This is a genomic window from Methylohalomonas lacus, assembly GCF_024808875.1.
Classification (GTDB): domain Bacteria; phylum Pseudomonadota; class Gammaproteobacteria; order Methylohalomonadales; family Methylohalomonadaceae; genus Methylohalomonas; species Methylohalomonas lacus.
This window is the reverse complement of record NZ_JANUCT010000014.1, coordinates 21,085-44,872: the sequence shown is the minus strand read 5'-3', so window position 1 is coordinate 44,872 and position 23,788 is coordinate 21,085. Positions and strand designations below refer to the sequence as shown.

The following is a 23,788-nucleotide window of genomic DNA, read 5'->3' as shown; positions in this document are numbered from 1 at the left end:
AGTCGGCTGCGGCTCCCCAAAAAGCGCCGCGACAGTTCGTCCCGACAGCGATCGACTCAATGGCCGGGTCGCCTTGCAGGCAATCCGGGACCCGTTCGGGAAGGGCTGAAAATCATACCGGGGATCAGGCGTCGATGAAAGCCGATGCAGGCGGAATTCAGTCACATGATGCAGGCATTGACCGTGGGTCAAGATAATTCACATGTGAATACCGACGCTTAGTTCACAAACCTGAGCAGATTGTTAAAGGCAGCGGTGACAGCCGCCCTCAGCGACTAAAGGAAACCGAACTCGAAACTGACCGCACCCGCGGCCGGGCCACTGAGTTCCAGCACCAGGTGAACCGGCGTGTTTGAGGGCATACCGGTACTGACCGGCAGGCTGCTGTCGAGATAATCCTCGGGCGCGAACTCGCGATAGGCCAGCGGTTGACCCTCGGTGTCGAACAGTGCCAGCTGCAGACGCGGGTAGGGCTGGCGCCGACCGGCGTGGTGGGCGATGGTGGCGTTGACCAGCAACGCATCTTGGTAGACCGGATGCACGCGCACATCGCGATTGAGCAATTCGAATTCCGACAACAGGCGCTGGCGATAGACCTGGCAATCGATGCGCGCGCAGAGTTCCTGCGCCCATGGCAACAACTGCGGAAAACGTTCATAAAGCATATCGCGGTAAAACCATGCCGCCTGCGCCAGGGCAACGGCGACCAGCAGCACGGCAATAACCAGCCAGCGCCCGCGATGCCGTGGCCGGTGCGTGACCTCCTCTTCCAGCCAGTCCGGTTGCACTTCGCGCAGCGGCGTCTGGTTATCGAAATCCGCAGCCGGCCGGCCAGGGTCGCTGTCCTGTGCCCGCGCCGCATCACCGCGCAGCGGTTCGCCGGCCGCCTGTGCAGTAACGCCGGCGGCTTCCTCTGAACGCAGCGGCGCCGGTTGCGGCGTATCGGTCAACCGGCTGACTGCATCGAACGCCTCGCCGCAGGCACCGCAGCGAACCCGGCCGGCAGCGGCACTAAGCTGCGTGGCGCGCACGCGGAACTGGGTCTGGCAGGTGGGGCAGCGAGTATACATCAGCGCGCCGTCATACCCGCTTCAGTCGGCATCGTGGTGCCGCCGGCCCACCAGTAGGGCCCAGTCGCCCTCAAGGCGGGGCGTTTCGAACTCGAACCAGCCGGCGTAGGCATCGCGACAACGCTCGACCTGGTCGTGCATGATGCCCGACAGGACAATGCGGCCACCCGGCTCAACCAGATCGGCGAGCCGTGGCGCCAGCGCCAGCAATGGCCGCAGCAGGATATTGGCGAGCACGAGTTCGGCCCGCTGCCGGGTCAGCTCGGCCGGCGAGACCAGAATCACCTGGTCCGGCACACCGTTCTCCATGGCATTGTCGCCGGTGGCGGTCAGCGACAACGGGTCGATGTCGGTGGCGACAATACGGCCGGCGCCGAGGCGGGCAGCGGCAATCGCCAGCACGCCGGTGCCACAGCCATAGTCGATAACGCTGGTCGGCAGTTCGTCGGCGTGGTCGATCAACCAGCCGAGGCAGAGTCGCGTGGTCGGGTGCTGGCCGGTACCAAACGCCTGGCCCGGATCGATGCGCAGGTACAGGCGCACTTCGGTCGGCGGTTCGCACCAGCCGGGACCGATCCAGACACCATGGCCGAGATCCTGTGGCGACCAGCTGGCCCGGCTGACCGCCAGCCAGTCCTCATCGGCGACTTGCTCCAGCTGCCAGTGGCAATCGCCCACCGACGCCAGCAGAGTGGTTAGATGATCCAGCGTTTGCCCGGCCGGGAACAGTGCCTGCAGCAGTTGCCGCCCGGGCGGCGGCTCGGGGAAGCTGACGCTGGCCGGTTCGGCCAAATCGAGCAATGCGGCCACCTGTTCGGCGGCGTCAAGGCCACAATCCAGGGTCAGTTGCTGCCAGGCAACGTCGGGTGTCGCGCTCATGATGTCATCACACGATCAGCGTAGACCGAATTTGTGTTCCAGGTAATGAATATCGGTACCGCCACGGATGAACGCGGCGTCTTCGACCAGCTTCTGGTGCAGCGGGATGTTGGTCTTGATGCCGTCGATCACCACTTCGGCCAGCGCCTGGCGCAAGCGTGCCAGGGCCAGCTCACGCGTCTCGGCACAGGCGATGAGCTTGCCGATCATCGAGTCATAGTACGGCGGCACGGTGTAGCCCTGATAGATGTGCGTATCGATACGAATACCGGGGCCGCCGGCCGGATGATAATGCTTGATCGTACCCGGGCAGGGCGCGAACGTTTCCGGGTCCTCGGCATTCAGGCGGCATTCGATCGCGTGACCGCGCATGACGATATCGCTCTGCTTGTAGGTCAGCTTCTCGCCAGCGGCAATACGCAGCTGTTCCTTGACGATATCGACGCCGCTGACCATCTCGGTGACCGGATGCTCGACCTGAACGCGGGTATTCATCTCGATGAAGAAGAACTCGCCGTTTTCATACAGGAACTCGAAGGTGCCGGCACCGCGATAGTTGATGCGCTTGCAGGCCTCGATACAGCGTTCGCCGATCTTCTTGCGTTCCTTGTCAGTCAGGCCGGGCGCCGGACATTCCTCGATCACCTTCTGGTTGCGGCGCTGCATAGAGCAGTCACGCTCGCCGAGATGAATGATGTTGCCGTGAGTATCGGCCAGCACCTGGATCTCGATGTGACGCGGGTGTTCGAGATACTTCTCCATGTACACGGCGCTGTTGCCGAACGCCTGTTGCGCCTCGTTCTTGGTCAGCGAAATCGCGTTCAGCAGGCTGGCCTCGGCATGAATGACGCGCATGCCGCGACCGCCACCGCCGCCGGAAGCCTTGATCATGACCGGGTAACCGATCTCACGGGCAATGCGGATATTCTCGTCGGGATCCTCGCCCAACGGCCCATCCGAGCCCGGCACACAGGGCACGCCCGCCTCTTTCATCGCCTTGATGGCCGAGACCTTGTCGCCCATCAGCCGGATCGTTTCGGCACGCGGGCCAATAAAGACAAAACCGCTTTCCTCGACGCGCTCGGCAAAGTCGGCATTTTCCGACAGGAAGCCGTAGCCCGGATGGATGGCGACCGCGTCGGTTACTTCGGCGGCGCTGATCACTGCCGGAATACTCAGGTAACTTTCGGTTGATGACGCCGGGCCAATACACACCGACTCATCCGCCAGCAGCACATGCTTCTGATCGCGATCCGCCTGTGAATAAACCGCCACGGTCCTAATGCCCAGTTCGCGGCAGCTGCGCAGTATGCGCAGGGCAATTTCGCCGCGGTTGGCAATCACAACTTTATCGAACATAGTCAGATTCAGGTTTGTTAACGGCCGGGCCCGGAGACTGCCCGCCGTTCGCTCATGTTTAAGTTAGCTGGCCGGCTTGATGACGAACATCGGCTGACCGTACTCAACCGGCTCGCCGTTCTCGACCAGAACCTTCGACACGGTGCCGTTAATCTCGCACTCGATCTGGTTCATAATCTTCATCGCCTCGATGATACAGATCACTTCACCGGCGGCGACCGGCTGGCCGACATCGACAAAGGCGGGACTGCCCGGCGACGGGCTGCTATAAAACGTGCCGACCATCGGCGCGTTTATAATGTGGCCTTCCTCGACCGGCGCGGCGGATTCGGTCTCCGCTGCCGCGGGTGCTGCTGGTGCCGCCGGCGCCTCCTGCTGTGCCGGCGCGTGGTAGTAGCCCACCGGCGCCGGCTGACTGCTGCCCTGGCGACTGATGCGCACGCTCTCCTCGCCCTCGTGGATCTCGATTTCAGCGATCCCCGATTCTTCCAGCAATTCGATCAGTTTTTTGACCTTGCGTATATCCATAGCCTTACCCGGATTATGTTCTGTTGTTGTAATCGTTTTTCGGCAGCCCGGCTGACACTACCCGCTGGTATCTTCGAGCCGCTGGATGGCTGCTGTCAGAGCCAGTTCATACCCCTGCGCGCCCAATCCGCTGACCACGGCCACGGCGATATCCGACAGGTAGGAGTGGCGGCGAAACGCCTCGCGGGCAAAGACATTCGACAAGTGTACCTCGATGAACGGAATCGCGACCGCGAGCAGTGCATCGCGCAGCGCGATGCTGGTATGCGTGAAGGCGCCGGGATTAAAGAGAATGAAGCCGACGCCTTCCTTGCGCGCGGCCTGGATGTGATCGATCAGATCACTTTCGGCGTTGCTCTGAAAACAGTCCAGTGTATGGCCACTGTCCGTGGCCGCCTGACGCAGACGGCGATTGATGTCATCCAGCGTATCGTGGCCGTAGACCTCCGGCTCGCGTTCGCCGAGCATGTTTAGATTGGGTCCGTGCAGGACGAGGATGCGTGCCATATTTGTGCGTCGTTGTGCCGTCTGGTACCGCCCGGGGCAGCGTTCAGCAGCCCCTGGAGTCGCCAGTACTTGTCATTTATTGATGGTTGCCCACAAGTGCCGGCATGTTAGCAGACTTTATCAACAGGTTCGACGGGGCATATTCATCCCGAGGCACCCACCAGCTTACTAATAACAGTGTCGGCTTCCTCCAGGGGCAGGCGGCCGCGGTGGACGTGGACAACCTTGCCGTCGCGGTCGACGAAGGCGGTATACGGCAGCGCGCCGATGCGGTTGCCGTAGGCCTTGGCGGCGTCGATGGCTGCCTGTTCGCCGATCAATACCGGATAGTTCATATCGTAGCGCGCCATGAACTCGCTTACCGGCGCCTGTTCGTCGATGGCAACGCCAATAAACGTGACGCCCTGATCGCGGTATTTTTCCTGCAGTTCGACGAACTCCGGCACCTCCTCCTTGCACGGCTGGCACCAGGTCGCCCAGAAGTTAATCGCCAGGATGTCGCCGTCCCAGTCGCTGATCGCGCGTTGTTCGCCGGCCATGCCGGGCAGCGAGAATGTCGGCCGCCGTTGACCGATGATGCTTTCGTGATCCGGTGCCGCGTCCGCCGACTGCGACGCCGGCGCGGGGTCGTCAGCCGTGCCGTCACTAGTCTGCTGTAGCCAGTAACCGCCAGCGGCAGCGCTGGCCGTGATAATAACGGCCAACAGGGTCAATAACAGATTATTCATGATTGGGGCATTCTACCGATATGTTCGACAAAGTCCTCGGCGTCGATGAAACCGACCAGCCGTAGCGGCCGCACCTCCTCGCCGTCACTGAAAAACAGCATAGCCGGCGGCCCGAACAGCTCGTAGTGCTGCAGCAGTTCGCGGTCCGCCGCGTCGTTGGCGGTGACGTCCGCCTTGAGCACGACGAAGTCCGCCAGCGCCCGGTGCACAGCCGGGTCGCGGAAGGTGTATTCCTCCAGCTCCTGGCAGACCACGCACCAGTCGGCATAGAAATCCAGCATCACCGGCCGACCCTCGAGCGCAGCATCGCGCAGTTCGCTGCGCACATCGGCAACCGTCTTGACCATTGTGAACGGCAATTCGCCGCCGGCCGCGGCGGTGTCTGTCGCTGACGCCGGCGCCGACTGGCTCAACAGTCGCGAGTCGGCCAGCGGCCGCAGCGGGTCCTTACCACCGCTGACGGCCCCGATGATAAGGATCAGGCCGTAGAACAGTAAGACCAGGCCGAGTCCCTTCCATAACCGGCGCCAGCGGGCATCGGCGCCGAGACTGTCGAGCGCACCCATGTAGACCGCGGTCACGATCAGCAATCCGGCCCACAGCATCAGGCTGACACCGCCCGGCAGGATGCGCTCCAGGAACCAGACGGCCACGCCCAGCATGACGACACCGAAGATCCTTTTGATGGTTTCCATCCAGGCGCCGGCCGCCGGCAGCAGGCTGCCGGCCGAAGTGCCGATGACCAGCAACGGCACGCCAAAGCCGAGCCCCATGGCAAACAGCGCCATGCCACCGAGCAGCGCGTCGCCGGTCTGGCTGATGTAAAGCAGCGCACCGGCCAGCGGCGGTGCCACACAGGGACCGACGATGATCGCGGAGACCGCGCCCATGCCGGCGGCACCGAGCAGACTGCCGCCGCGGCGGCTGCCGACGGAGTGCAGCCGCGATTGCCAGGCTGCTGGCAGCTGCAGTTCGTAGAAGCCGAACATCGACAACGCCAGCAGCACGAACACGCCGGCAAAAGCCAGCAGCACCGCGGGATTCTGCGACGCCGCCTGCAGGTTGAAATGGAACGACCCGGCGATGACACCGAGCACGGCATAGGTCAGGGCCATGGCCAGCACGTAAGCCAGCGACAGCAGCAGGCCGCTGCCGGCGCTGATCGACCTGCCGCCATGACCCCCGTGACCGGCTTGGCCAACGATCAGGCCGGACAGGATCGGGATCATCGGGAACACGCACGGAGTCAGCGACAGCAGCAGGCCGAAACCGAAGAATGCGACAATGCTGGCCAGCAGACCACCGCTGGTCAGGCGCTCAGTGATCGTATCCTGGGCTGACGCGGGTGCGCGGTCTGCGCCGTCCTCCGCCGTCGGCTCAGCATCGTCCACTGCTGAATCCGCTACGTCCGGGCTGGCCACGGCCGCCAGCGCCAGCGGCACATTTTTGGTCTGTGGCGGGTAACACACCGAGTCTTTCTTGCAGCCCTGGTAGCGTACTTCGAGGTCGAACTGGCCGGGGTCGGCGGCGGCGCGCGTAAGTGCGGCGCTGATCGTCACCGCGTCGTAGTGAACCTCGACGTCGCCGAATGTCGGGTCGGACTCGATCTGCCCGTCCGGAATCCGCAGCTCACCGACACTGATCGCGTCAGTCGCTGCCGTGACGGCGAACTTGTCGTGGTAGAGATAGTAACCGTCGGCGATTTCCCAGCTCAGTTCCAGCCGCGCCGGGTTGCTCTCGTCAACACTGAGGCGGAAGGCGTCGTCCGGGTCGAGGATATCATCGCCGCCGCCGGCGCCGCTGAACAGTCCGCCGACCCGCTCGGCCAGCGAATTCTCGCCGGCCCCGGCCAGCGGCGCGACCAGCAGCGCCAGCCATAACAAGTGACTGAATAAAGGCTTCATGCGCGGCTACTTGTCGCTGCTGACGGCGGTCTGGCTGATCCAGCCGAGATACTCGGTCAGGCCACCGACGATGGGCACGGCGACGATCTCGGGCACTTCGTAGGGGTGCTGCTCCTTGATGATGGCTTCCACCGCCGAGTAGCTGGCGGCAGCGGTCTTGATCAGGAGCAGGTGTTCATCCTCATGTTCGACGCGGCCTTTCCAGCGGAAGACCGAATACATCTGTGGCAACACCTGCACGCACGAGGCGACGCCCTTTTCAACGAGCTCATTGGCGACCTTTTTGGCCGTGATACTGCCAGGCGTGGTTGTCATTACCAGTAAGTAGTCTGAATTCTCGGTCGTTAGCTGGGTCATAGAACTCTCTTGCTACAATGAATATTACACGATCGTCCCTGACCGGCCTTGAAAACGATATTTTAACCCGCATATCAATGTTCAAGACATAAGCTTGTGGTTGTTTTCGTACAATCCCGCGCCATTCATTCCAAAATTTACGCCCTTGTGACCACTTCCGGAGCGAATAGATGCACCCGTCCGTCCTCCTGCTACTGATTTTCATCGTTGTCCCGCTGGTGGAAATCGGTCTGTTCATCCAGATCGGCGGTGTTATCGGCGCGCTGCCGACCATCGGCCTGATCATTCTGACCGCCGTCATCGGCGTCACCCTGATCCGCCTGCAGGGTGTCACGACCCTGACCCGAATCCGTGACAAGCTGAACCGTGACGAGATCCCGGCCACCGACATGGTCGAGGGCCTGATGCTGCTGGTGGCCGCCGTGCTGCTGCTGACGCCGGGCTTTTTCACCGATGCCGCCGGGTTCCTGCTGCTGGTGCCAGCGCTGCGCCGGCCGCTGGCGGTCCGCCTGCTGTATCACCTGGCCCGCCGCCACCGCCGCGGCGGCAACAGCCGCACCACCGTCATCATCAACGGTGAGGTGGTTGATACCGACGCTGGCAGCGGCCAGGGCAATGAATATCCCGGGTTGAAAGGCCGCGACAGGGAAAACTATAATTAGCACTCAAAAGCACTGAGTGCTAACAAATTTCAGAATCGGCGCCCCCGGCGTCATCCAAACTACGGACAAAAATGGGAGATTTTTCATGAATATACGTCCACTTCATGACCGCATTATCATCAAACGCTTCGAAGAAGAACGCACCAGTGCCGGCGGTATCGTGATCCCGGACAGTGCCGCCGAGAAGCCCATCAAGGGTGAAGTCATCGCCGTGGGCAATGGCAAGGTGCTCGACAATGGCGAAACCCGCGCCCTCGACGTCAAGAAGGGCGACAAGGTGCTGTTCGGCAAGTATTCCGGTACCGAGGTCAAGGTCGGCGCGGACGACTACCTGGTGCTGCGCGAAGAAGACGTCATGGCCATCATCGAAGACTGAACAACACGAAACCGCGACATATAGAAATCAGGAGTTAATTAGTCATGAGTGCAAAAGAAATTAAATTCAGTGACGATGCGCGCCAGCGTATCCTGCAGGGTGTCAACACCCTCGCCAACGCCGTCAAGGTGACGCTCGGCCCGCGCGGCCGTAACGTGGTTCTGGACAAGAGCTTCGGTTCGCCGACGGTGACCAAGGACGGCGTGTCCGTGGCCAAGGAAATCGAGCTGAAAGACAAGTTCGAGAACATGGGTGCGCAGATGGTGAAAGAGGTCGCTTCCAAGACCTCCGACGTCGCCGGTGACGGCACGACCACCGCCACCGTGCTGGCCCAGTCGATGTTTGCCGAAGGCATGAAGACGGTCGCCGCCGGCATGAGCCCGATGGAAGTCAAGCGCGGCATGGACAAGGCCGTTCGCGAAGCTGTCGCAGAACTGAAGAAGCTGTCGAAGCCGTGCGAAGACTCCAAGGGCATTGCCCAGGTCGGCACGATCTCGGCCAATTCCGACCACGATGTCGGCAACATCATCGCCGACGCGATGGACAAAGTAGGCAAGGAAGGCGTGATCACGGTCGAGGAAGGCTCGGGTCTGGATAACGAGCTGGAAGTGGTCGAGGGCATGCAGTTCGACCGCGGCTACCTGTCGCCGTATTTCATCAACAACCAGCAGTCCATGAGCGTCGAGCTGGATGACCCCTACATCCTGATGGTCGACAAGAAGATCTCGAACATTCGTGATCTGCTGCCGATCCTCGAATCCGTCGCCAAGTCCAGCAAGCCGCTGATGATCATTGCCGAGGACATCGAGGGTGAGGCGCTGGCGACGCTGGTGGTCAACAACCTGCGCGGTATCGTCAAGGTCGCCGCCGTCAAGGCGCCGGGCTTTGGTGACCGTCGCAAGGCCATGCTGCAGGACATCGCCGTGCTCACCGGCGGTAACGTCATTTCCGAGGAAGTCGGTCTGACGCTGGAGAAGGCCCAGCTTGAGGATCTCGGCCAAGCCAAGAAGGTGCAGATCAGCAAGGACGACACGACCATTATCGACGGTGCCGGCAACAACCAGCACATCGAGGAACGCGTCGGCCAGATCCGCAAGCAGATCGAGGAATCGACCTCGGACTACGACAAGGAGAAGCTGCAGGAGCGCGTTGCCAAGCTGTCCGGCGGCGTTGCGGTGATCAAGGTGGGTGCCGCGACCGAGTTCGAGATGAAGGAGAAGAAGGCACGCGTCGAGGACGCCCTGCACGCCACGCGTGCGGCGGTGGAAGAAGGCGTCGTACCGGGTGGCGGTGTCGCCCTGATCCGCGTGTTGACTGCCATTGAAAAACTCAAGGGCGACAACGAGGAACAGACGGCCGGTATCAGCATCGTCCGCCGCGCCATCGAGGAGCCGCTGCGCCAGATCGTGCAGAATGCCGGTGGCGAACCGTCGGTGGTCGTCAACCAGGTCCGTGAAGCCAAGGACTCGCAGGGTTACGACGCCTCGACCGGCGAGATGGGCGACATGCTGAAGCTCGGCATCATCGACCCGACCAAGGTTACGCGTACCGCGTTGCAGAACGCCGTATCCATTGCCGGTCTGATGATCACGACCGAGGCGATGATCGCCGAACTGCCGAAGGAAGAAGGCGAAGGCGCCGGTGCCCCCGATATGGGCGGCATGGGTGGTATGGGTGGCATGGGCGGCATGATGTAAATGCCGGCCTGACGCCCGTTCAGCCTTCAGGCTGCAAGCAAAAGCCCCGCCTCCGTGCGGGGCTTTTTTTATTTTACGTTTCTCGTCACTCGAACAGTCAATGCCTTATAGCCGCTGCCGCTTGTCCAGAAAAGTTGTCAGCGGCTGCCAGTCCCGGCTCAGTTTTTCCTTGTAGTAGTGACCTGCCGACCAGCAGATGCGATAGGCATGTGCACCGCGCTTGCTGGTCAGTGCGCGGTAACGGTCATTATCGATCTCGATCGCCGCACAGTTATCCAGCGCCACGGCGACACCCGGGGTACGCCGCATCATCATCTTGAGCGCGGGCGCGCGATTGGCCTCGGCATCGTAATGCGGACAGCACAGGGCGTTGACGAAGTGCAGGCCTTGCACGCGAATCAACGCGGCTTCATCGGGGTTGCTGTAAAAGCGCGAGTCACTGTTGCCATACCGAAACCAGCAGATGGCACCGGCACTCAAGCCCGCCTGTATAGCACCGCGCCGGCGTGCCTGGTCGAGATAACGGTCAACGCCGAGGCTGCGCCACAGCTTCATCATGCGCAGCGTGTTGCCGCCGCCGACATAGATGATATCCGCGTCGAGGATTTTCTCCCGTATACGCTTCCTGGCCGGGCGGTCCTGGTAGAGCAATAGCATATCGATCCGGCAGCCCAGTTCATCACCGTACTGCCGGCGAAAAGCCTCGCAGTAATCGCTGTCATCGAGACTGGCGGTGGGTATAAACAGGGCGCGCGGCCGGCGCTTGCCGGTAGCCCGGACGACGGCTTCATCGATCGCTGTCGTCTGCGCTCGCTGCCGGCCGCTGGCGCGTAGCCGGCCACCACCGATGGATATGATTCGTCTATTCACATTCGATCCTGTCATCTTTGTTCAATGGCCTGTTACCCGATTGTTACAGAACGCAGACCAGAAAAGCCTTCCGCTGCTGAACAGGGTATAATCCGTCGATACTCACAAACCCATTCTAATGCCAAGCTATACTAGCAGCCGCAAGGAGTCCGGTGAATGTCGTCCAAGAACAAAGACAAGAGCAAGAATAAAAAGCAGAACAAGCCCACAATGGCGGAACAGGCCGATCGCCACGTACTGTACGAAGAATCCGTACAATGCGTCGAGGCCGAGATCGATTTTGTCGATGCAACCTTTACCGAGTTACGCGGCCGTACCGCCAAACAGCTGCGCGAGGACTTCTGCGGTACCGCCAACACCTCCTGTGAGTGGGTGCGCCGAAGGAATACCAACCATGCCGTCGGTGTCGATCTCGACACCGAGGTGCTGGAATGGGGCCGTAAGCACAAGGTCGGCGAACTGAAGCCGGCCCAGGCCAAGCGCATCGAGCTACGCAATGAGGACGTGCTCGAGGTCGAGACGGGCGTCATGGACATCGTCCTGGCGATGAACTTCAGCTACTGGCTGTTCGAGGATCGCCCTGTATTGCGCAACTATTTCGAGCGCGTCCGGGCCACACTCGCCGATGACGGCATCCTGTTTCTCGACGCCTTTGGTGGCTACGAGGCACCGCGGGTCCTCAAGGAGCGCACCAAGTTCAAGAATCATACCTATATCTGGGAACAGGCCTACTTCAATCCGATCAATAACCACATGCGCTGTCATATTCATTTCAAGATGAAAGACGGCTCGAAACTGGAGAAGGCTTTCAGCTACGAATGGCGGCTGTGGAGCCTGCCGGAGATCCGCGAGCTACTTCTCGAGGCCGGTTTCAGCAAGGCGACCGTCTACTGGCAGGGCGAGGACGAGGAAACCGAGGAAGGCGACGGCGAGTTTTACCCGGCCGAGGAAGGTGACGCTGACGCTGGCTGGCTGGCCTATATCGTCGCGGAGAAGTAACCGCCTTCAGTCCTCGAGATCCCTGGGTCTTTGCAAATGTCGCAACTGGCAGCTGCCCCGGGGCAGCTGCCAGTCAGCACACTCAAGCACGGCGACTGCCGCCGTGGTCATCAGTTTGCCGCCAGCGGTCAGTGGCAGGCGACCGCTGACCAGATACTCCAGCAAATCATCCAGCGCCGGATTATGCCCAACCAGCAACAGGCAGCTCGAGTCGCCCGCATGTCGCGCAAGGACGGCGCACAGATCTTCGCGGCCGGCCTCATAAATCGCCTCGTCATGGACAATGGCTTCCTGACCCAAACCGCTGTTTTCAGCAATCAGCTTCGCGGTGTCTGCCGCGCGTCTGGCCGGCGAGCTGATCAAGCGTTGCGGTAACAGCTTCTGAGTATGCAACCACTTCGCCATACGCGGAACATCCTTGCTGCCACGATCGTTCAGCGGCCGATCAAAGTCCCTGGAGACACCGCTGTTCCAGTCGGACTTGCCATGGCGCATAATAATCAGTGTTTTCGTATGTGCGGTCATCAGTATATCCCCAACAGTGTGGATCGCAGTTTACTCCGTAGCTGTTTCCACGTAATCTCGTCGTCGCCTGCAACCAGCCGATAACTATGACAAGCAACAGCGAATCGCCGTTTTTTGCCGCCGTCGATCTGGGCTCGAACAGCTTTCATATGGTCGTCGCCAAGTATGCAGACGGACGTGTCCAGATCGTCGACCGCATGAAGGAAATGGTGCGCCTTGCTGACGGCCTCGACGAACAGCGTAACCTCGATGACGCGACAGTCGAGCGTACCATCGCCTGCCTGGAACGTTTCGGCCAGCGCATCAGCGAAATGCCGAGCCGTCACGTACGCGCGGTCGGTACCAACACCCTGCGCCAGGCGCGCAACAGCGCCGCTTTTCTCAGCCGGGCACGGCATGCGCTTGGTCATCGTATCGAAATCATTGCCGGCCGCGAAGAGGCGCGCTTAATCTATCTGGGGGTTGCCCATACGGTCTTCAAGGAAGGTGAGCAACGACTGGTGGTGGACATCGGCGGCGGCAGTACCGAAGTCATCATTGGCCGTGACTTCCAGCCGCAACTGACCGAAAGCCTGTACATGGGCTGTGTCAGCATGACCCACCAGTTTTTTGCAGATGGCAAGATTAACGCCAAACGCATGCGCAAGGCGATCCTGTTTGCACGCCAGGAACTGGAAGCCATAGAGACACCCTATCGACGTACTGGCTGGGAATCGGCGATCGGTGCTTCCGGGACAATCCTCAGTATCAACAAGGTTCTCAATGCCCAGGGCTGGACCCAGGGCGGCATCACGCCGGCGGGACTGGAGCAATTGCGCGAGGTACTCGTCAGGGCCGGGGAAATTGACAATATCAAGCTTGATGGCCTGTCGAGCAACCGCAAACCCGTGTTCGCCGGCGGCGTTGCCGTGTTGAGCGCCCTGTTCGAGGCACTCGGTATCGGCGAGATGGCGGTGTCCGATGGGGCCCTGCGCGAGGGACTGTTGCATGAATTGATCGGCCGCGATCAGCAGCGGGATGTGCGTGAACAAACAGTCGCTGATCTACAGCAGCGTTACAGCGTTGATATCGAACATGCTACACGTATTGAACAAACCGCCCGCTATTGTCTCGAGAAAATCAACGAGTCCAGCAGTGACAGTGCTGACCACCATGAACAATCCCTGCTATCGTGGGCCGCACGTCTCCATGAGATAGGTCAGGCCATCGCCCATAGCGGCTACCAGAAACACGGCGCCTATCTCGTTCACAACTCCGATCTACCCGGCTTCTCACGCCAGGAGCAGCATTACGTCGCCACGCTGATCCGCAATCACCGGCGCAAAATCAGCAGCTCGGATTTCGATAACCTGCCCGATAATGGCACCGACCGCATCCTGCTTTTATGCATCCTGTTGCGTCTAGCCATCGTACTGAATCGCAGCCGCACCTCTGCCGAATTGCCGTCCTTTCAGCTGACGGTCAATGACAGGAACATCGAAATTGTCTTTCCCGACGGCTGGCTGGAAGCTCACCCGCTGACCGGTGCCGACCTGGAGACTGAGGCCGGTTACCTGCAGGCGGCAGGCTATGCGCTGACCTTTAGGTGATTGGTGATTGAAAAAGTGTCACCGCCATCGTTTTAACCAGTGAACCACATCCGTAGGAGGCCCGACCTCGGGCCGAATAGAAAACCGATTATGCCGTGATATCTAAACCTTTACTTCGCGGCGGAGTCGCCGCTCCTACATTCTATATCCCCTTGATGGGGAAGGTACAAAGTTCGCTTCGCGCTATTGGTTGATGCGCTCGCACGAAAACCTGATCTTGCCAATCACTAATCACCAGTCACCAATCAACCACAGTAATGATCCAGCAGTGTCTGCTGGGCCGAACGCGGCTTCTGGTTGCCCTGGCGGACACGCCTGTAACTCCCGTCAGACTGCAGAATCCAAGCATTGATATTGTCAGACAGATAGGCATGGAGACTGAAATTGATGATCTGATCGCGCGGGCGCTTTTCCTCGATCGGGAAACAGGTTTCCACCCGGCGAAACAGGTTGCGCTCCATCCAGTCGGCACTGGAGCAGTACAACAGTTCATCACCGGCATGATAGAAATAAAACACCCGCGTATGTTCCAGGAAACGGCCGACAATGGAACGCACGTGTATGTTTTCCGAAACGCCGGGCACACCGGGACGCAGACAGCAGATGCCGCGAATGATCAAATCGATCTTGACACCAGCCATTGAGGCCTCGTAAAGGGCCTGAATAATCTGCTGGTCGGTCAGCGCGTTCATCTTCGCTATAACGCGTGCCTCACGACCGGCCTCGGCTTCCTGGGCCTCGCGCTTGATCAATTCAAGCATTTGCTTGTGCAGGGTGAAAGGCGACTGCAACAGTTTCTTCAACTTGCTGGCGCGTCCGAGCCCGGTGAGCTGATGGAACAGCTTGTTCACATCCTCGCCAATCACCTGGTCGCAGCTGAGCAAACCGTAGTCACTGTAAATTCTGGCGGTACGGGCGTGATAATTGCCGGTACCCAGGTGCACATAGCGCCGTAACTTGCGCCCCTCGCGCCTGATTACCAGGATCATCTTGGCGTGGGTCTTGTACCCGACCACACCATAAACCACATGCGCACCGACTTCCTGCAGGTCACTGGCCAGTTCTATATTCGCCTGCTCATCGAAGCGGGCCCGCAGCTCGATAACAACGGTCACTTCCTTGCCGGCGCGCGCGGCATCCTTGAGTGCCTCTACCAACGCAGAATCATCGCCTGTTCTATAGAGTGTCTGCTTGATGGACAATACATTGGTATCCGCTGCAGCCTGACGAACGAAATCGATAATTGGCGCGAACGATTGAAATGGATGATGCAGCAGGATATCGCCATTGCGCAAGGTATCAAAAATATTGCTGCTTTTGGACAACCGTGGCGGCAGCTCCGGGGTGAAGCTGGGATATATAAGGTCGGCGCGATCCACCAGCTCCGGTATCTGCAGCAAACGACTGAGATTAACCGGGCCGTTCACCTGATACAGATCGTCCTCGCCCAGGTGGAACTGCTGGAGTAAAAACTGACTGACATCCGTCGGACAGTTGTCGGCCACTTCCAGACGCACCGCATCGCTGAATCGGCGTGACGGCAGCTCACCCTCCAGCGCCCGCAGCAGATTGTCGACTTCTTCCTCGTCAACGAACAGGTCGCTGTTACGTGTTACACGAAACTGGTAACAGCCTGTCGGTTTCATGCCGGGAAAAAGATCAGCGACGTTGGCATGAATGATCGACGACAACAGTATGAAGTCATGTGGGCCGCCACTATGCTCCGAAGGTGCGTGTACCAGTCGCGGCAGCGAACGCGGCGCCTGAACGATGGCCAGACCGCTTTCACGGCCAAAGGCATCCTTGCCTTCCAGCGATACAATGAAATAGAGATTCTTGTTCAGGACCCGCGGAAACGGATGCGCAGGATCGAGGCCGATAGGGCTCAGAACCGGCAGCACTTCCTGGCGAAAGTAGCGTCGTATCCAACGCGACATGGCTGCATTCCATTCACTACGGCGCAGCAACCGGATTTGCTCTTCCTTCAATGCAGGAATAAGCGTGTCATTCAATACCTGATACTGCTCATCAACCAGCTCATGGGCCGTCTGGCTGATACGCTTGAGGATTTCGTGGGGCGTCATGTTGTCAGGACCGGCCTGTACCGATCCGTATTTGACCTGTTGGTGTACCCCCGCGGCGCGAATCTCGAAGAATTCATCGAGATTCGTACTGGAGATGCAGAGAAAGCGTAGACGCTCCAGCAATGGCACCGACTCGTCCTTGGCTTGTTCGAGCACTCGCCGATTGAATTCGAGCAGGCTCAACTCGCGGTTGATATAGAGTTCGGGCTGCTTGAGATTAACTGCTTCCATCAACAATCACTTGTTACGAGTCGAATATAGTCATGACATGGTACAGTCTGCCATCAGGACTTTGAATCGGAATTTACCTCGCGGGCCATCTCTTCCAGACTGATATGACGAACATCCTTGCCCTCAACAAAATAAATCACGTACTCGCAAATATTACGGGCATGGTCGCCGACTCTTTCCAGCGAGCGTGCACACCAGATGGCATCAATGACCGAGGTTATGCTGCGCGGGTCCTCGATCATATAGGTAATCATCTGGCGCAGTAGGGCAGCATATTGATCATCGGATTCCGGTTCACGTCCGGCGACTTCCAGCGCGGCTCTTGAATCCATGCGGGCAAACGCATCCAGCGCACCGCGCAGCATCTTGCAGACGTGATTACCCATCGAATTAATGCCGATATAGTAGGACTTTGGTCCTTGTTTCTGCGACAGATCAATTGCCATCTTGGCAATCTTTTGCGCCTCATCGCCAACGCGTTCCAGATCAGTAATAGTTTTGCTAACCGCCAGAACCAGCCGCAGGTCGCCCGCCGCCGGCTGCCGACGCGCAAGGATCTTGGTGCAGTCCTCATCAATCGATACTTCCATGGAATTGATGCGGTATTCAGTCTCGAGCACACCTTCTGCAAGTTCCAGATCGCTATCTACCAGAGATTTCAATGCATTGAGAAGCTGCTGTTCAACCAAACCACCCATTTCCAGCACACGTGTACGTATATTTTCCAGATCCTTGTCAAAAGCCTTGGAGATATGCGGCGTCACGCTGTTGTTACTCATATGATTGAATCTCTCGAAATTGTTTACGGCAGCCGGTGGCCGATTAAGCCTGTCCGACCACATATTCATTATAGATCAGTTGGGGCTTTACGGAACGGGCAAGTCCATGCTGACCACAAGCCCGTATATATGCCATATCCTGCAGCAGCCATACTGCATTCGACTATCGTCCGCGCCAGTGTATTGAACCTTTATGACACACGGGTTACGTCATCCGGGACGATCCGGCTGTCAACCTGTACCGGCAATCACTGACTGGTTGCCGTGTCGTCGGATTTGCGCACTAGCAGGTCCGGCGGAAAATCACACCGGAATATGCTCCCTTTGCCCAGTTCACTTTCAATGTTCAGCAGGCCATGATGGCGCTGCATGATATGTTTCACAATAGCCAGACCCAGGCCCGTTCCGCCGCTTTCGCGCGAGCGGCCTCTGTCCACACGATAAAAACGTTCGGTCAGCCGCGGTATATGCTCCGGCGCGATGCCGTCGCCGGTATCGCTGACTTTCATGTGTGCACCCTTGTCATCCTCATACCAGCGAATCCGGATAATGCCCTTGGCAGGCGTATACAAAACAGCATTAACAACCAGGTTGGAGAATGCACTATAGAGTTCCTTGTGACTACCGCGAACAAGCAATTCGTGATCGATATCAAGGGCAAACATGTGATTCTTTTCACCGCTCAGCGCCGTTGCCTCCTTGTAGATACTTGTCAATATATCGGCGACTGCCACGGGTTCCTGCGGTTGCTTATTGCTGCGGCTTTCCAGTGTCGACAGCATCAACAGATCTTCAATCAGGGTCTGCATACGGCTGGTCTGTTGCCGCATTTGCCTGATCTGAGGTTGTAGATCGGCCGCGCTGGAGTCCAAATCGCCTTCCAGTGATTCCAGGTAACCGGCAATGACGGTTAATGGAGTGCGCAATTCATGCGATGCATTGGCGATAAAATCGCGGCGCATCTGGTTGATTTGCTGAATCTGGGTAACATCGCGGGCAACCAGCAGACGCAGGTTGTCACCATACGGTATCACGCGGTACTCGATTTGCAGCTTGTCATCTTCCGGGGAAGGCAATGTGACACCACTCGTATCCCCGCTTTGCCCCTGTTCCTTGAGGTACTTTATGAGCTTCGGATGACGAATCAGGTTGGCAAGTCGCTGACCACTGTCCTGTGGCCAGTGGATACCAAGATAGTTGACTGCGGCCTGGTTGGCCCACTCGATCTGATCGTCCTGGTTCAGGATCATGATGGCATCGGGCAATGCCGAGGTGGCTTCCTGAAAGCGCTTGAGGAACTGGCCGAGTTTGTCCTCGCGCTGACGATGGTGACGGCGCAGCGACTCGATCTCGGCGAGTATCCTGTCAGGATAACCGGTCAGCTGCGGTGCGGGCTCGTCACTGTGACGATGCAGCCATTCAAACAATCTGCGATTATTGCGTACCAGCAGGTAACAGTAGATCGCCAAGCCGGTGGCCAGCCCCAGCGCCGGATGTCCGAACACTAAACCAATCAGTATCCCGGCGGCAATCAACCCGGCGAGACGCCATATATCCTCTTCCATAGGACAGATTATTGGGGTGAGAAGCGGTAACCGACACTGCGGACCGTCTGGATATAATTGTCAAACTGGTAAGGCGCCAGGGTCTTGCGCAAACGGCGGATATGCACGTCCACAGTCCGCTCCTCGACATAGATATTCTGGCCCCAGACCTGGTCGAGCAGTTGGGTTCGGCTGTAGACCCGTTCCGGGTGAGTGATGAAAAACTGCAGCAGGCGAAACTCGGTCGGACTGATCTCGATCGGCTGACCATTCGCGGTCACCCGGTAGGTCTCCGGGTCCAGCATCAGGCCGTTGACCTCGATAGAGCCTTCGTCACCGGCCTGGGTCGTGCGCCTGAGCACCGCCTTGATACGCGACAGCAGCTCCTTGGTGGAAAACGGCTTGGTGACATAGTCATCGGCGCCGGTATCCAGCCCCTTGATCTTGTCGCCCTCGCCGCCACGCGCCGTCAGCATGATAATCGGGATATCGCGGGTATCCGGGTCGTTGCGGATACGCCGAGCGTAGTCGATACCACTGACGCCGGGCAGCATCCAGTCGAGCAGGATAAGGTCCGGCTTGTTTCTGCCCATCAATGAACGGGCCTCGTCCACATCCGCGGCCTCATCAAAGCTGAACCCCTCCTTGACCAGGGTGTAGCCCAGCATCTCGCGAATAGCGGATTCGTCCTCGATGATGAGGATTTTCGACTTCATGGTGTCGTTGTTTGCTTCCAGCATGGGCGCTATTTAACAACGTCCATATTACAACTATATGACGGTCATGATAAGCCAGCTCTCCTGCAGACCCCGGAAAACCGGCTCCCGCAGAGTGTCACGGAATCGTCATATTTTCTTAACCCAGCCGTCACGAGGCTTTCATTGGTGTGAAACAGTCGCTGATTAAATTGCGACAGCGTTGTTAAGTCGCAACACGCTTGCGGGTCCTTACAGATGGGGAGGGCCACGTAGGCCACGCAAGTTTCACCACTAACATGTTAGGAGATACATCGTGACCCGTACCAAATTGAATGTACTGTGCGGATCGGCACTGCTGGGCGGACTGTCTCTACTCACCGTGCCGGCTCATGCTGATGAAGCAACCATGGAGATCCTCGAGATTCTGCGTTCCAAGGGGGACATCAGTCAGGAGAAATACGAGGAACTGAAAGCCAAGTCCGAGAAAGCGGATAGCGAAAAAGTCAAAATCACCACCAAGGAAAAATTTGCTGTCAAATCAGCCGATGGTAACTGGGAGTGGGGTATCGGTGGTCGTATCATGGCCGACTACGCCATCTATGATAACGATACGGACAGCTCCGGCATGGAAGTGCCCGGTCTCAGCGATGGCCATGAGCTTCGCCGTGCCCGTCTGAACATGAGCGGCAAGTTCTATGATGTCTGGGGCATGAAGCTGCAGGTCGATTTTGCCGGCGGTGCTGAAATCAAGGACGCCTACATTGACTACAGCGGCTTTGAAAACTTCAAGGTCAAGGTCGGCAACTTCAAGGAACCGTTCAGCCTGGAAGAGCTGACCAGTTCCAAGTACATCACCTTCATGCAACGCTCCACGCCGGTCAATGCATTTGCACCCAGCCGTAATCTGGGTATCGCCGGCTACACCAGTTTCGCCGACCAGGTGACACTTTCCGGCGGCGTATTCGGTGATGGTATTGAAAGCGGCAGCGGCGACGACGGCACCAGTTATGGTGTGACCGGCCGTGTCACATTCTCGCCGATCCACGAAGCAGGCCGGGTTGTCCATCTGGGCGCCGCTGTATCCCAGCGCAATACCAATTCGAACAATACGGTGCGCTTCCGTGACCGTTTCGAGACCCACGTGTCGGGCACCCGCCTAGTCGATACCGCTGACTTGACGAACACCGATGATGTCACGCGTTACGGCCTGGAAGCCGCCGGTGTCTGGGACCGCTTATCGCTGCAGGGTGAATACATCATGGCCGACGTCAATCGCGACAATGGCTTTGAAGACGCTGATTTCGATGGCTTTTACCTGACCGGCTCGTTCTTCCTGACCGACGACCATCGTCCCTACGACTTCGGGCCGGGTGACTTCGACAAGGTCTCGCCGAGCACCACGGTCGGCAAGGGTGGCATCGGTGCCTGGGAAGTTGCTGCGCGTTACAGCAGCCTGGACCTGAATGACGGTGCCTTGAATGGTGGCAAGCAGGACCTGTTAACGGTCGGCCTGAACTGGTATGCGACCAAGAACATCCGTTTCATGGCCAACTACAACCAGGTCCTGGATCTCAAGGGCGGTGCCTTTGACGGTGCCGAACCGGCCGCTTTCCAGGCTCGTGCCCAGGTCTTCTGGTAAAACGGTTATTTAAAGAAGTTATTGTTTCCTCCCCTCTTGAAACCCCGCTCCGGCGGGGTTTTTTTTCGTCTCACTTATCTATCTCCCACAAACAGGGTACTGAAAAATACACCATTCAGAGGATGTTCCTTGTGAACTGACACGTTATGCTCAGCGGTTCCAGAGGTTCATGAATGAACCCGTCAACATCAACATGGAGGTGTCTAATGAAGACTCTACTGCGTTCCTGCCTCGTCGGCCTGCTGGCCCTGCCCCTGCTGGCCATGGCTGCCGACAGCATCAATATCAACACCGCCAGCGCGGAAGAGCTGGCGCAGATGAACGGCGTCGGCGAAGCCCGGGCCGCGGCCATCATCGAATACCGTGATGAGAAAGGGAAGTTTACCTCGGTCGAGGAACTCACCGAGGTCAGCGGCATCGGCGATGCGACGCTGGAAAAGAATCGTGACCTGCTCACTGCCGGTGAATAGGGTTCACACCTGAGCGGGCAAGTCCCGTTTGTTCATTGGCCGCCTGCGGGCGGCCTTTTTGTTTGCCGCGGCAGGACTTTTAACGAATCAGGAAACCGGACGTGTAGCGTAGGACGGCTGGCCTGATCATGTGGGGCAGAACGGAGTGCCACTCAGCCGTAACGGCCGGTGGCGTAGTCCTCGGTACGTTTTTCACGCGGGTTGGTAAACAGGGTATTGGTGTCGTTGTATTCGACCAGTTCACCCATGTACATGAACGCCGTATAGTCGGCCACGCGCGCGGCCTGCTGCAGATTATGCGTGACGATGGCGATAGTATAGTTATCGCGCAACTCGGTGATCAGATCCTCGATCTTGGCGGTGGCGATCGGATCCAGCGCCGAAGCCGGCTCATCCATGAGGATCAGTTCCGGGCCCACGGCTATCGCCCGGGCGATACACAGGCGCTGCTGCTGGCCACCGGACAGGGCGGTGCCAGGCGTATCCAGGCGGTCGGCAACCTCGTCCCAGAGGCCGGCGCGGCGCAGGGAGCGCTCGACCAGGTCGTCCATCTCGCGACGACCATTGACCAGACCGTGAATGCGCGGCGCGTAGGCGATGTTCTCGTAAATACTCTTCGGGAACGGGTTCGGATGCTGGAAGACCATGCCGATGCGCGAACGCAGCAACACGACATCCAGGGACGGGTCGTTGATATCCTGGCCGTCCACCTCGACGCCGCCTTCGATGCGCACGTTATCCACCAGGTCGTTCATGCGGTTGAAGCAACGCAACAGCGTTGACTTGCCGCAGCCCGAGGGCCCGATGAAGGCCGTAACGCGGTTTTGCAGAATGTCGATGTCGACATCGAACAGTACCTGGGTATCACCGTACCAGAGCTTTAGCCCTCGCGTACGGGCCTTGATGGGCTGGGCCTTGTCTGCCTGCAGCTGTTCCTCGGTCTTGGCGGTCGTCTGTGTCTGGAGCATGCCTGGTTTTAGCCCTGGTTCGGCCTCAATGGTCCGGCTTTCTGATGTCTGTGCGTTCATGTTCTAGGTTACCCTATGTCAACTTGCGGGTACATTGCGTAGCGGTAGATTCGATTCGGTTTCATATCGCCCGTTACATCCCTCACCAGCGCCGGGTAAAGCGGTTGCGCAAGTAGACCGCTGTCGCGTTCATGGTAATCATCGCGGTCAACAGGACCATGATGCCGAGCGCAGTACGCGATACGTAGGAGCGTTCCGGCTCGCCCGCCCAGGTATAGATCTGGGCCGGCAGCACGGTTGCGGCATCGGTGAAGGTCTCCGGCGCATTCGGAATATAGGCGACCATGCCGATGATCAGCAACGGCGCGGTTTCGCCGATGGCCACCGCCATGCCGATGATTGTGCCGGTCAGGACGCCGGGCATGGCCAGCGGCAGGACATGATCCTTGACCATCTGCCAGCGCGAGGCGCCCATGGCTAGTGCGCCCTGGCGAATCGAGTCGGGTACCGCGCGTAACGCCGCGCGCGCACTGATGATGATGAGTGGCAGGGTCATGATGCCCATGGTCAGGCCGCCGGCCAGCACGGTCGACCGTGGCACACCGAAGAAATTGATGAACACTGCCAGACCCAGCAGACCGAAGATGATCGACGGCACTGCGGCCAGGTTATTGATATTCACCTCGATCAACTGCGTCAGCTTGTTCTCAGGCGCGAATTCCTCGAGATACACCGCCGTCATCACGCCGAGCGGAAAAGCGAACAGGAAGGTCAGGATCATGACGTAGATGGAACCCACCAGGCTCGCCCAGAGGCCGGCCATTTCCGGCAGCTTGGAATCGCCGGTGGTAAAGAAGCCGGTGTTGAAGGCGAGCCGCAGATTGCCTGCCGCCACCATCCGATCCGCCAGCGCCTGTTCTTCCTCGCTCAGTTTGTTGTATTGCCCCTTGAGGTACTGATCGACGCCATCCGTGGCCAGGGCCCAGGTTTGTTCAGTGGTACCCATGAGTTCCGGATTGTCGCGCATGCGCTTGGGCACGATGCGCAGCCAGCCGCGACTGACCAGTTCGTAATAGTCTTCCTGGATACCGGCACTGGGAAAATCCGCCGACTCCTCATTGTATACATACGTGATGCGGACCTCGGCCTGCTGCAACGCCGGCAGGGCCTTGACGATGATATCCGTAAAAAACACGAGCAGAAAAACCAGGGCCGTTGCCAGACCCGTGATGCAATACCCCTTGAACCGGCGCTCAGCACGGTAGCGTTTCTTCATTCGTGCTTCGAAGGCTGAATCAAATTCCATGATGAACTCGCGAATCCAG

23 protein-coding genes are annotated in these 23,788 nt (G+C 58.8%); 7 read left to right on the top strand and 16 right to left on the bottom strand.

The window, feature by feature from the left end; all coding sequences use genetic code 11:
• Positions 1–275 precede the first annotated feature (275 nt).
• The 8 genes from J2T55_RS10000 to cutA form a co-directional block, all read right to left on the bottom strand.
• A complete protein-coding gene (locus tag J2T55_RS10000) occupies positions 276–1,070 on the bottom strand; it encodes a DUF3426 domain-containing protein (RefSeq protein ID WP_259055995.1) in 795 nt (264 codons plus the stop codon).
• 21 nt (positions 1,071–1,091) lie between these two features.
• Entirely contained in the window at positions 1,092–1,949 is an 858-nt protein-coding gene (locus tag J2T55_RS09995; protein ID WP_259055994.1) for a 50S ribosomal protein L11 methyltransferase, read from the bottom strand.
• Between the two features lie 15 nt (positions 1,950–1,964).
• Entirely contained in the window at positions 1,965–3,308 is a 1,344-nt protein-coding gene (accC, locus tag J2T55_RS09990) for an acetyl-CoA carboxylase biotin carboxylase subunit (RefSeq protein ID WP_259055993.1), read from the bottom strand.
• 63 nt (positions 3,309–3,371) lie between these two features.
• Positions 3,372–3,836, bottom strand: a complete 465-nt coding sequence (accB, locus tag J2T55_RS09985; RefSeq protein WP_259055992.1) for an acetyl-CoA carboxylase biotin carboxyl carrier protein — start codon at positions 3,834–3,836, stop codon at positions 3,372–3,374.
• A gap of 57 nt (positions 3,837–3,893) precedes the next feature.
• A complete protein-coding gene (gene aroQ, locus J2T55_RS09980; RefSeq protein ID WP_259055991.1) occupies positions 3,894–4,343 on the bottom strand; it encodes a type II 3-dehydroquinate dehydratase in 450 nt (149 codons plus the stop codon).
• 143 nt (positions 4,344–4,486) lie between these two features.
• Positions 4,487–5,071 carry a TlpA family protein disulfide reductase gene (locus tag J2T55_RS09975; protein WP_259055990.1) on the bottom strand — a complete coding sequence of 195 codons (585 nt, stop codon included), beginning with the start codon at positions 5,069–5,071 and terminating at the stop codon, positions 4,487–4,489.
• On the bottom strand, positions 5,068–6,975 hold the full coding sequence (gene dsbD / locus J2T55_RS09970) for a protein-disulfide reductase DsbD (protein WP_259055989.1): 1,908 nt from the start codon (positions 6,973–6,975) through the stop codon (positions 5,068–5,070). The genes J2T55_RS09975 and dsbD overlap by 4 nt, the downstream gene beginning before the upstream one ends.
• A 6-nt stretch (positions 6,976–6,981) precedes the next feature.
• Positions 6,982–7,332, bottom strand: coding sequence for a divalent-cation tolerance protein CutA (gene cutA, locus J2T55_RS09965; RefSeq protein WP_259055988.1), 351 nt, complete (start codon positions 7,330–7,332; stop codon positions 6,982–6,984).
• A 170-nt stretch (positions 7,333–7,502) separates the two neighbouring features.
• On the opposite strand from cutA, the gene J2T55_RS09960 reads away from it, so the two are divergent.
• The 3 genes from J2T55_RS09960 (at position 7,503) to groL (ending at position 10,067) form a co-directional block, all read left to right on the top strand.
• The gene (locus tag J2T55_RS09960; protein ID WP_259055987.1) at positions 7,503–7,994 is read left to right on the top strand and encodes an FxsA family protein; all 492 of its coding nucleotides are present in this window, start codon (positions 7,503–7,505) and stop codon (positions 7,992–7,994) included.
• 85 nt (positions 7,995–8,079) lie between these two features.
• Positions 8,080–8,370, top strand: coding sequence for a co-chaperone GroES (gene groES, locus J2T55_RS09955; protein ID WP_259055986.1), 291 nt, complete (start codon positions 8,080–8,082; stop codon positions 8,368–8,370).
• A 44-nt stretch (positions 8,371–8,414) separates the two neighbouring features.
• Positions 8,415–10,067 carry a chaperonin GroEL gene (gene groL / locus J2T55_RS09950; RefSeq protein ID WP_259055985.1) on the top strand — a complete coding sequence of 551 codons (1,653 nt, stop codon included), beginning with the start codon at positions 8,415–8,417 and terminating at the stop codon, positions 10,065–10,067.
• 105 nt (positions 10,068–10,172) lie between these two features.
• On the opposite strand, the gene J2T55_RS09945 is transcribed toward groL, so the two are convergent.
• The gene (locus tag J2T55_RS09945) at positions 10,173–10,937 is read right to left on the bottom strand and encodes a Type 1 glutamine amidotransferase-like domain-containing protein (RefSeq protein WP_259055984.1); all 765 of its coding nucleotides are present in this window, start codon (positions 10,935–10,937) and stop codon (positions 10,173–10,175) included.
• Between the two features lie 156 nt (positions 10,938–11,093).
• Between J2T55_RS09945 and J2T55_RS09940 the strand changes: the two genes are divergently transcribed.
• Complete coding sequence (locus J2T55_RS09940; RefSeq protein ID WP_259055983.1) at positions 11,094–11,936, top strand: class I SAM-dependent methyltransferase; 843 nt, start codon at positions 11,094–11,096, stop codon at positions 11,934–11,936.
• 6 nt (positions 11,937–11,942) lie between these two features.
• Here the strand turns inward: J2T55_RS09940 and J2T55_RS09935 are convergent, their stop codons facing one another.
• Positions 11,943–12,461 carry a SixA phosphatase family protein gene (locus J2T55_RS09935; RefSeq protein ID WP_259055981.1) on the bottom strand — a complete coding sequence of 173 codons (519 nt, stop codon included), beginning with the start codon at positions 12,459–12,461 and terminating at the stop codon, positions 11,943–11,945.
• An 86-nt stretch (positions 12,462–12,547) separates the two neighbouring features.
• Between J2T55_RS09935 and ppx the strand changes: the two genes are divergently transcribed.
• Positions 12,548–14,050 (top strand): exopolyphosphatase, encoded by a 1,503-nt coding sequence (gene ppx / locus J2T55_RS09930; protein ID WP_259055979.1) that lies wholly within the window; start codon positions 12,548–12,550, stop codon positions 14,048–14,050.
• 245 nt (positions 14,051–14,295) lie between these two features.
• On the opposite strand, the gene ppk1 is transcribed toward ppx, so the two are convergent.
• The 4 genes from ppk1 to phoB form a co-directional block, all read right to left on the bottom strand.
• Positions 14,296–16,365 carry a polyphosphate kinase 1 gene (gene ppk1 / locus J2T55_RS09925; RefSeq protein WP_259055978.1) on the bottom strand — a complete coding sequence of 690 codons (2,070 nt, stop codon included), beginning with the start codon at positions 16,363–16,365 and terminating at the stop codon, positions 14,296–14,298.
• A 53-nt stretch (positions 16,366–16,418) separates the two neighbouring features.
• The gene (gene phoU / locus J2T55_RS09920) at positions 16,419–17,144 is read right to left on the bottom strand and encodes a phosphate signaling complex protein PhoU (protein WP_259055975.1); all 726 of its coding nucleotides are present in this window, start codon (positions 17,142–17,144) and stop codon (positions 16,419–16,421) included.
• A 248-nt stretch (positions 17,145–17,392) separates the two neighbouring features.
• Positions 17,393–18,709, bottom strand: coding sequence for a phosphate regulon sensor histidine kinase PhoR (gene phoR, locus J2T55_RS09915; RefSeq protein ID WP_259055974.1), 1,317 nt, complete (start codon positions 18,707–18,709; stop codon positions 17,393–17,395).
• Positions 18,710–18,717: 8 nt separating this feature from the next.
• On the bottom strand, positions 18,718–19,404 hold the full coding sequence (gene phoB, locus J2T55_RS09910; protein WP_259056069.1) for a phosphate regulon transcriptional regulator PhoB: 687 nt from the start codon (positions 19,402–19,404) through the stop codon (positions 18,718–18,720).
• Positions 19,405–19,699: 295 nt separating this feature from the next.
• Between phoB and J2T55_RS09905 the strand changes: the two genes are divergently transcribed.
• Both J2T55_RS09905 and J2T55_RS09900 read left to right on the top strand, forming a co-directional pair.
• The gene (locus tag J2T55_RS09905) at positions 19,700–21,025 is read left to right on the top strand and encodes a porin (protein ID WP_259055973.1); all 1,326 of its coding nucleotides are present in this window, start codon (positions 19,700–19,702) and stop codon (positions 21,023–21,025) included.
• Between the two features lie 206 nt (positions 21,026–21,231).
• Positions 21,232–21,495 (top strand): ComEA family DNA-binding protein, encoded by a 264-nt coding sequence (locus J2T55_RS09900; RefSeq protein ID WP_259055972.1) that lies wholly within the window; start codon positions 21,232–21,234, stop codon positions 21,493–21,495.
• Positions 21,496–21,647: 152 nt separating this feature from the next.
• Here the strand turns inward: J2T55_RS09900 and pstB are convergent, their stop codons facing one another.
• A complete protein-coding gene (pstB, locus tag J2T55_RS09895) occupies positions 21,648–22,463 on the bottom strand; it encodes a phosphate ABC transporter ATP-binding protein PstB (RefSeq protein WP_259055971.1) in 816 nt (271 codons plus the stop codon).
• Between the two features lie 142 nt (positions 22,464–22,605).
• Complete coding sequence (pstA, locus tag J2T55_RS09890) at positions 22,606–23,769, bottom strand: phosphate ABC transporter permease PstA (RefSeq protein WP_259055970.1); 1,164 nt, start codon at positions 23,767–23,769, stop codon at positions 22,606–22,608.
• Positions 23,770–23,788 lie beyond the last annotated feature (19 nt).

Excerpts from the sequence above, each read along its gene's own strand:
- ppk1 (WP_259055978.1), bottom strand. The coding sequence starts at position 16,365 with ATGGAAGCAGTTAATCTCAAGCAGCCCGAACTCTATATCAACCGCGAG.
- cutA (WP_259055988.1), bottom strand. The coding sequence starts at position 7,332 with ATGACCCAGCTAACGACCGAGAATTCAGACTACTTACTGGTAATGACA.
- pstA (WP_259055970.1), bottom strand. The coding sequence starts at position 23,769 with ATGGAATTTGATTCAGCCTTCGAAGCACGAATGAAGAAACGCTACCGT.
- accB (WP_259055992.1), bottom strand. The coding sequence starts at position 3,836 with ATGGATATACGCAAGGTCAAAAAACTGATCGAATTGCTGGAAGAATCG.
- J2T55_RS10000 (WP_259055995.1), bottom strand. The coding sequence starts at position 1,070 with ATGTATACTCGCTGCCCCACCTGCCAGACCCAGTTCCGCGTGCGCGCC.
- groL (WP_259055985.1), top strand. The coding sequence starts at position 8,415 with ATGAGTGCAAAAGAAATTAAATTCAGTGACGATGCGCGCCAGCGTATC.
- J2T55_RS09960 (WP_259055987.1), top strand. The coding sequence starts at position 7,503 with ATGCACCCGTCCGTCCTCCTGCTACTGATTTTCATCGTTGTCCCGCTG.
- accC (WP_259055993.1), bottom strand. The coding sequence starts at position 3,308 with ATGTTCGATAAAGTTGTGATTGCCAACCGCGGCGAAATTGCCCTGCGC.
- J2T55_RS09935 (WP_259055981.1), bottom strand. The coding sequence starts at position 12,461 with ATGACCGCACATACGAAAACACTGATTATTATGCGCCATGGCAAGTCC.
- pstB (WP_259055971.1), bottom strand. The coding sequence starts at position 22,463 with ATGCTCCAGACACAGACGACCGCCAAGACCGAGGAACAGCTGCAGGCA.
- J2T55_RS09940 (WP_259055983.1), top strand. The coding sequence starts at position 11,094 with ATGTCGTCCAAGAACAAAGACAAGAGCAAGAATAAAAAGCAGAACAAG.
- J2T55_RS09900 (WP_259055972.1), top strand. The coding sequence starts at position 21,232 with ATGAAGACTCTACTGCGTTCCTGCCTCGTCGGCCTGCTGGCCCTGCCC.
- dsbD (WP_259055989.1), bottom strand. The coding sequence starts at position 6,975 with ATGAAGCCTTTATTCAGTCACTTGTTATGGCTGGCGCTGCTGGTCGCG.
- aroQ (WP_259055991.1), bottom strand. The coding sequence starts at position 4,343 with ATGGCACGCATCCTCGTCCTGCACGGACCCAATCTAAACATGCTCGGC.
- phoB (WP_259056069.1), bottom strand. The coding sequence starts at position 19,404 with ATGAAGTCGAAAATCCTCATCATCGAGGACGAATCCGCTATTCGCGAG.
- phoU (WP_259055975.1), bottom strand. The coding sequence starts at position 17,144 with ATGAGTAACAACAGCGTGACGCCGCATATCTCCAAGGCTTTTGACAAG.
- ppx (WP_259055979.1), top strand. The coding sequence starts at position 12,548 with ATGACAAGCAACAGCGAATCGCCGTTTTTTGCCGCCGTCGATCTGGGC.
- J2T55_RS09995 (WP_259055994.1), bottom strand. The coding sequence starts at position 1,949 with ATGAGCGCGACACCCGACGTTGCCTGGCAGCAACTGACCCTGGATTGT.
- phoR (WP_259055974.1), bottom strand. The coding sequence starts at position 18,709 with ATGGAAGAGGATATATGGCGTCTCGCCGGGTTGATTGCCGCCGGGATA.
- groES (WP_259055986.1), top strand. The coding sequence starts at position 8,080 with ATGAATATACGTCCACTTCATGACCGCATTATCATCAAACGCTTCGAA.
- J2T55_RS09975 (WP_259055990.1), bottom strand. The coding sequence starts at position 5,071 with ATGAATAATCTGTTATTGACCCTGTTGGCCGTTATTATCACGGCCAGC.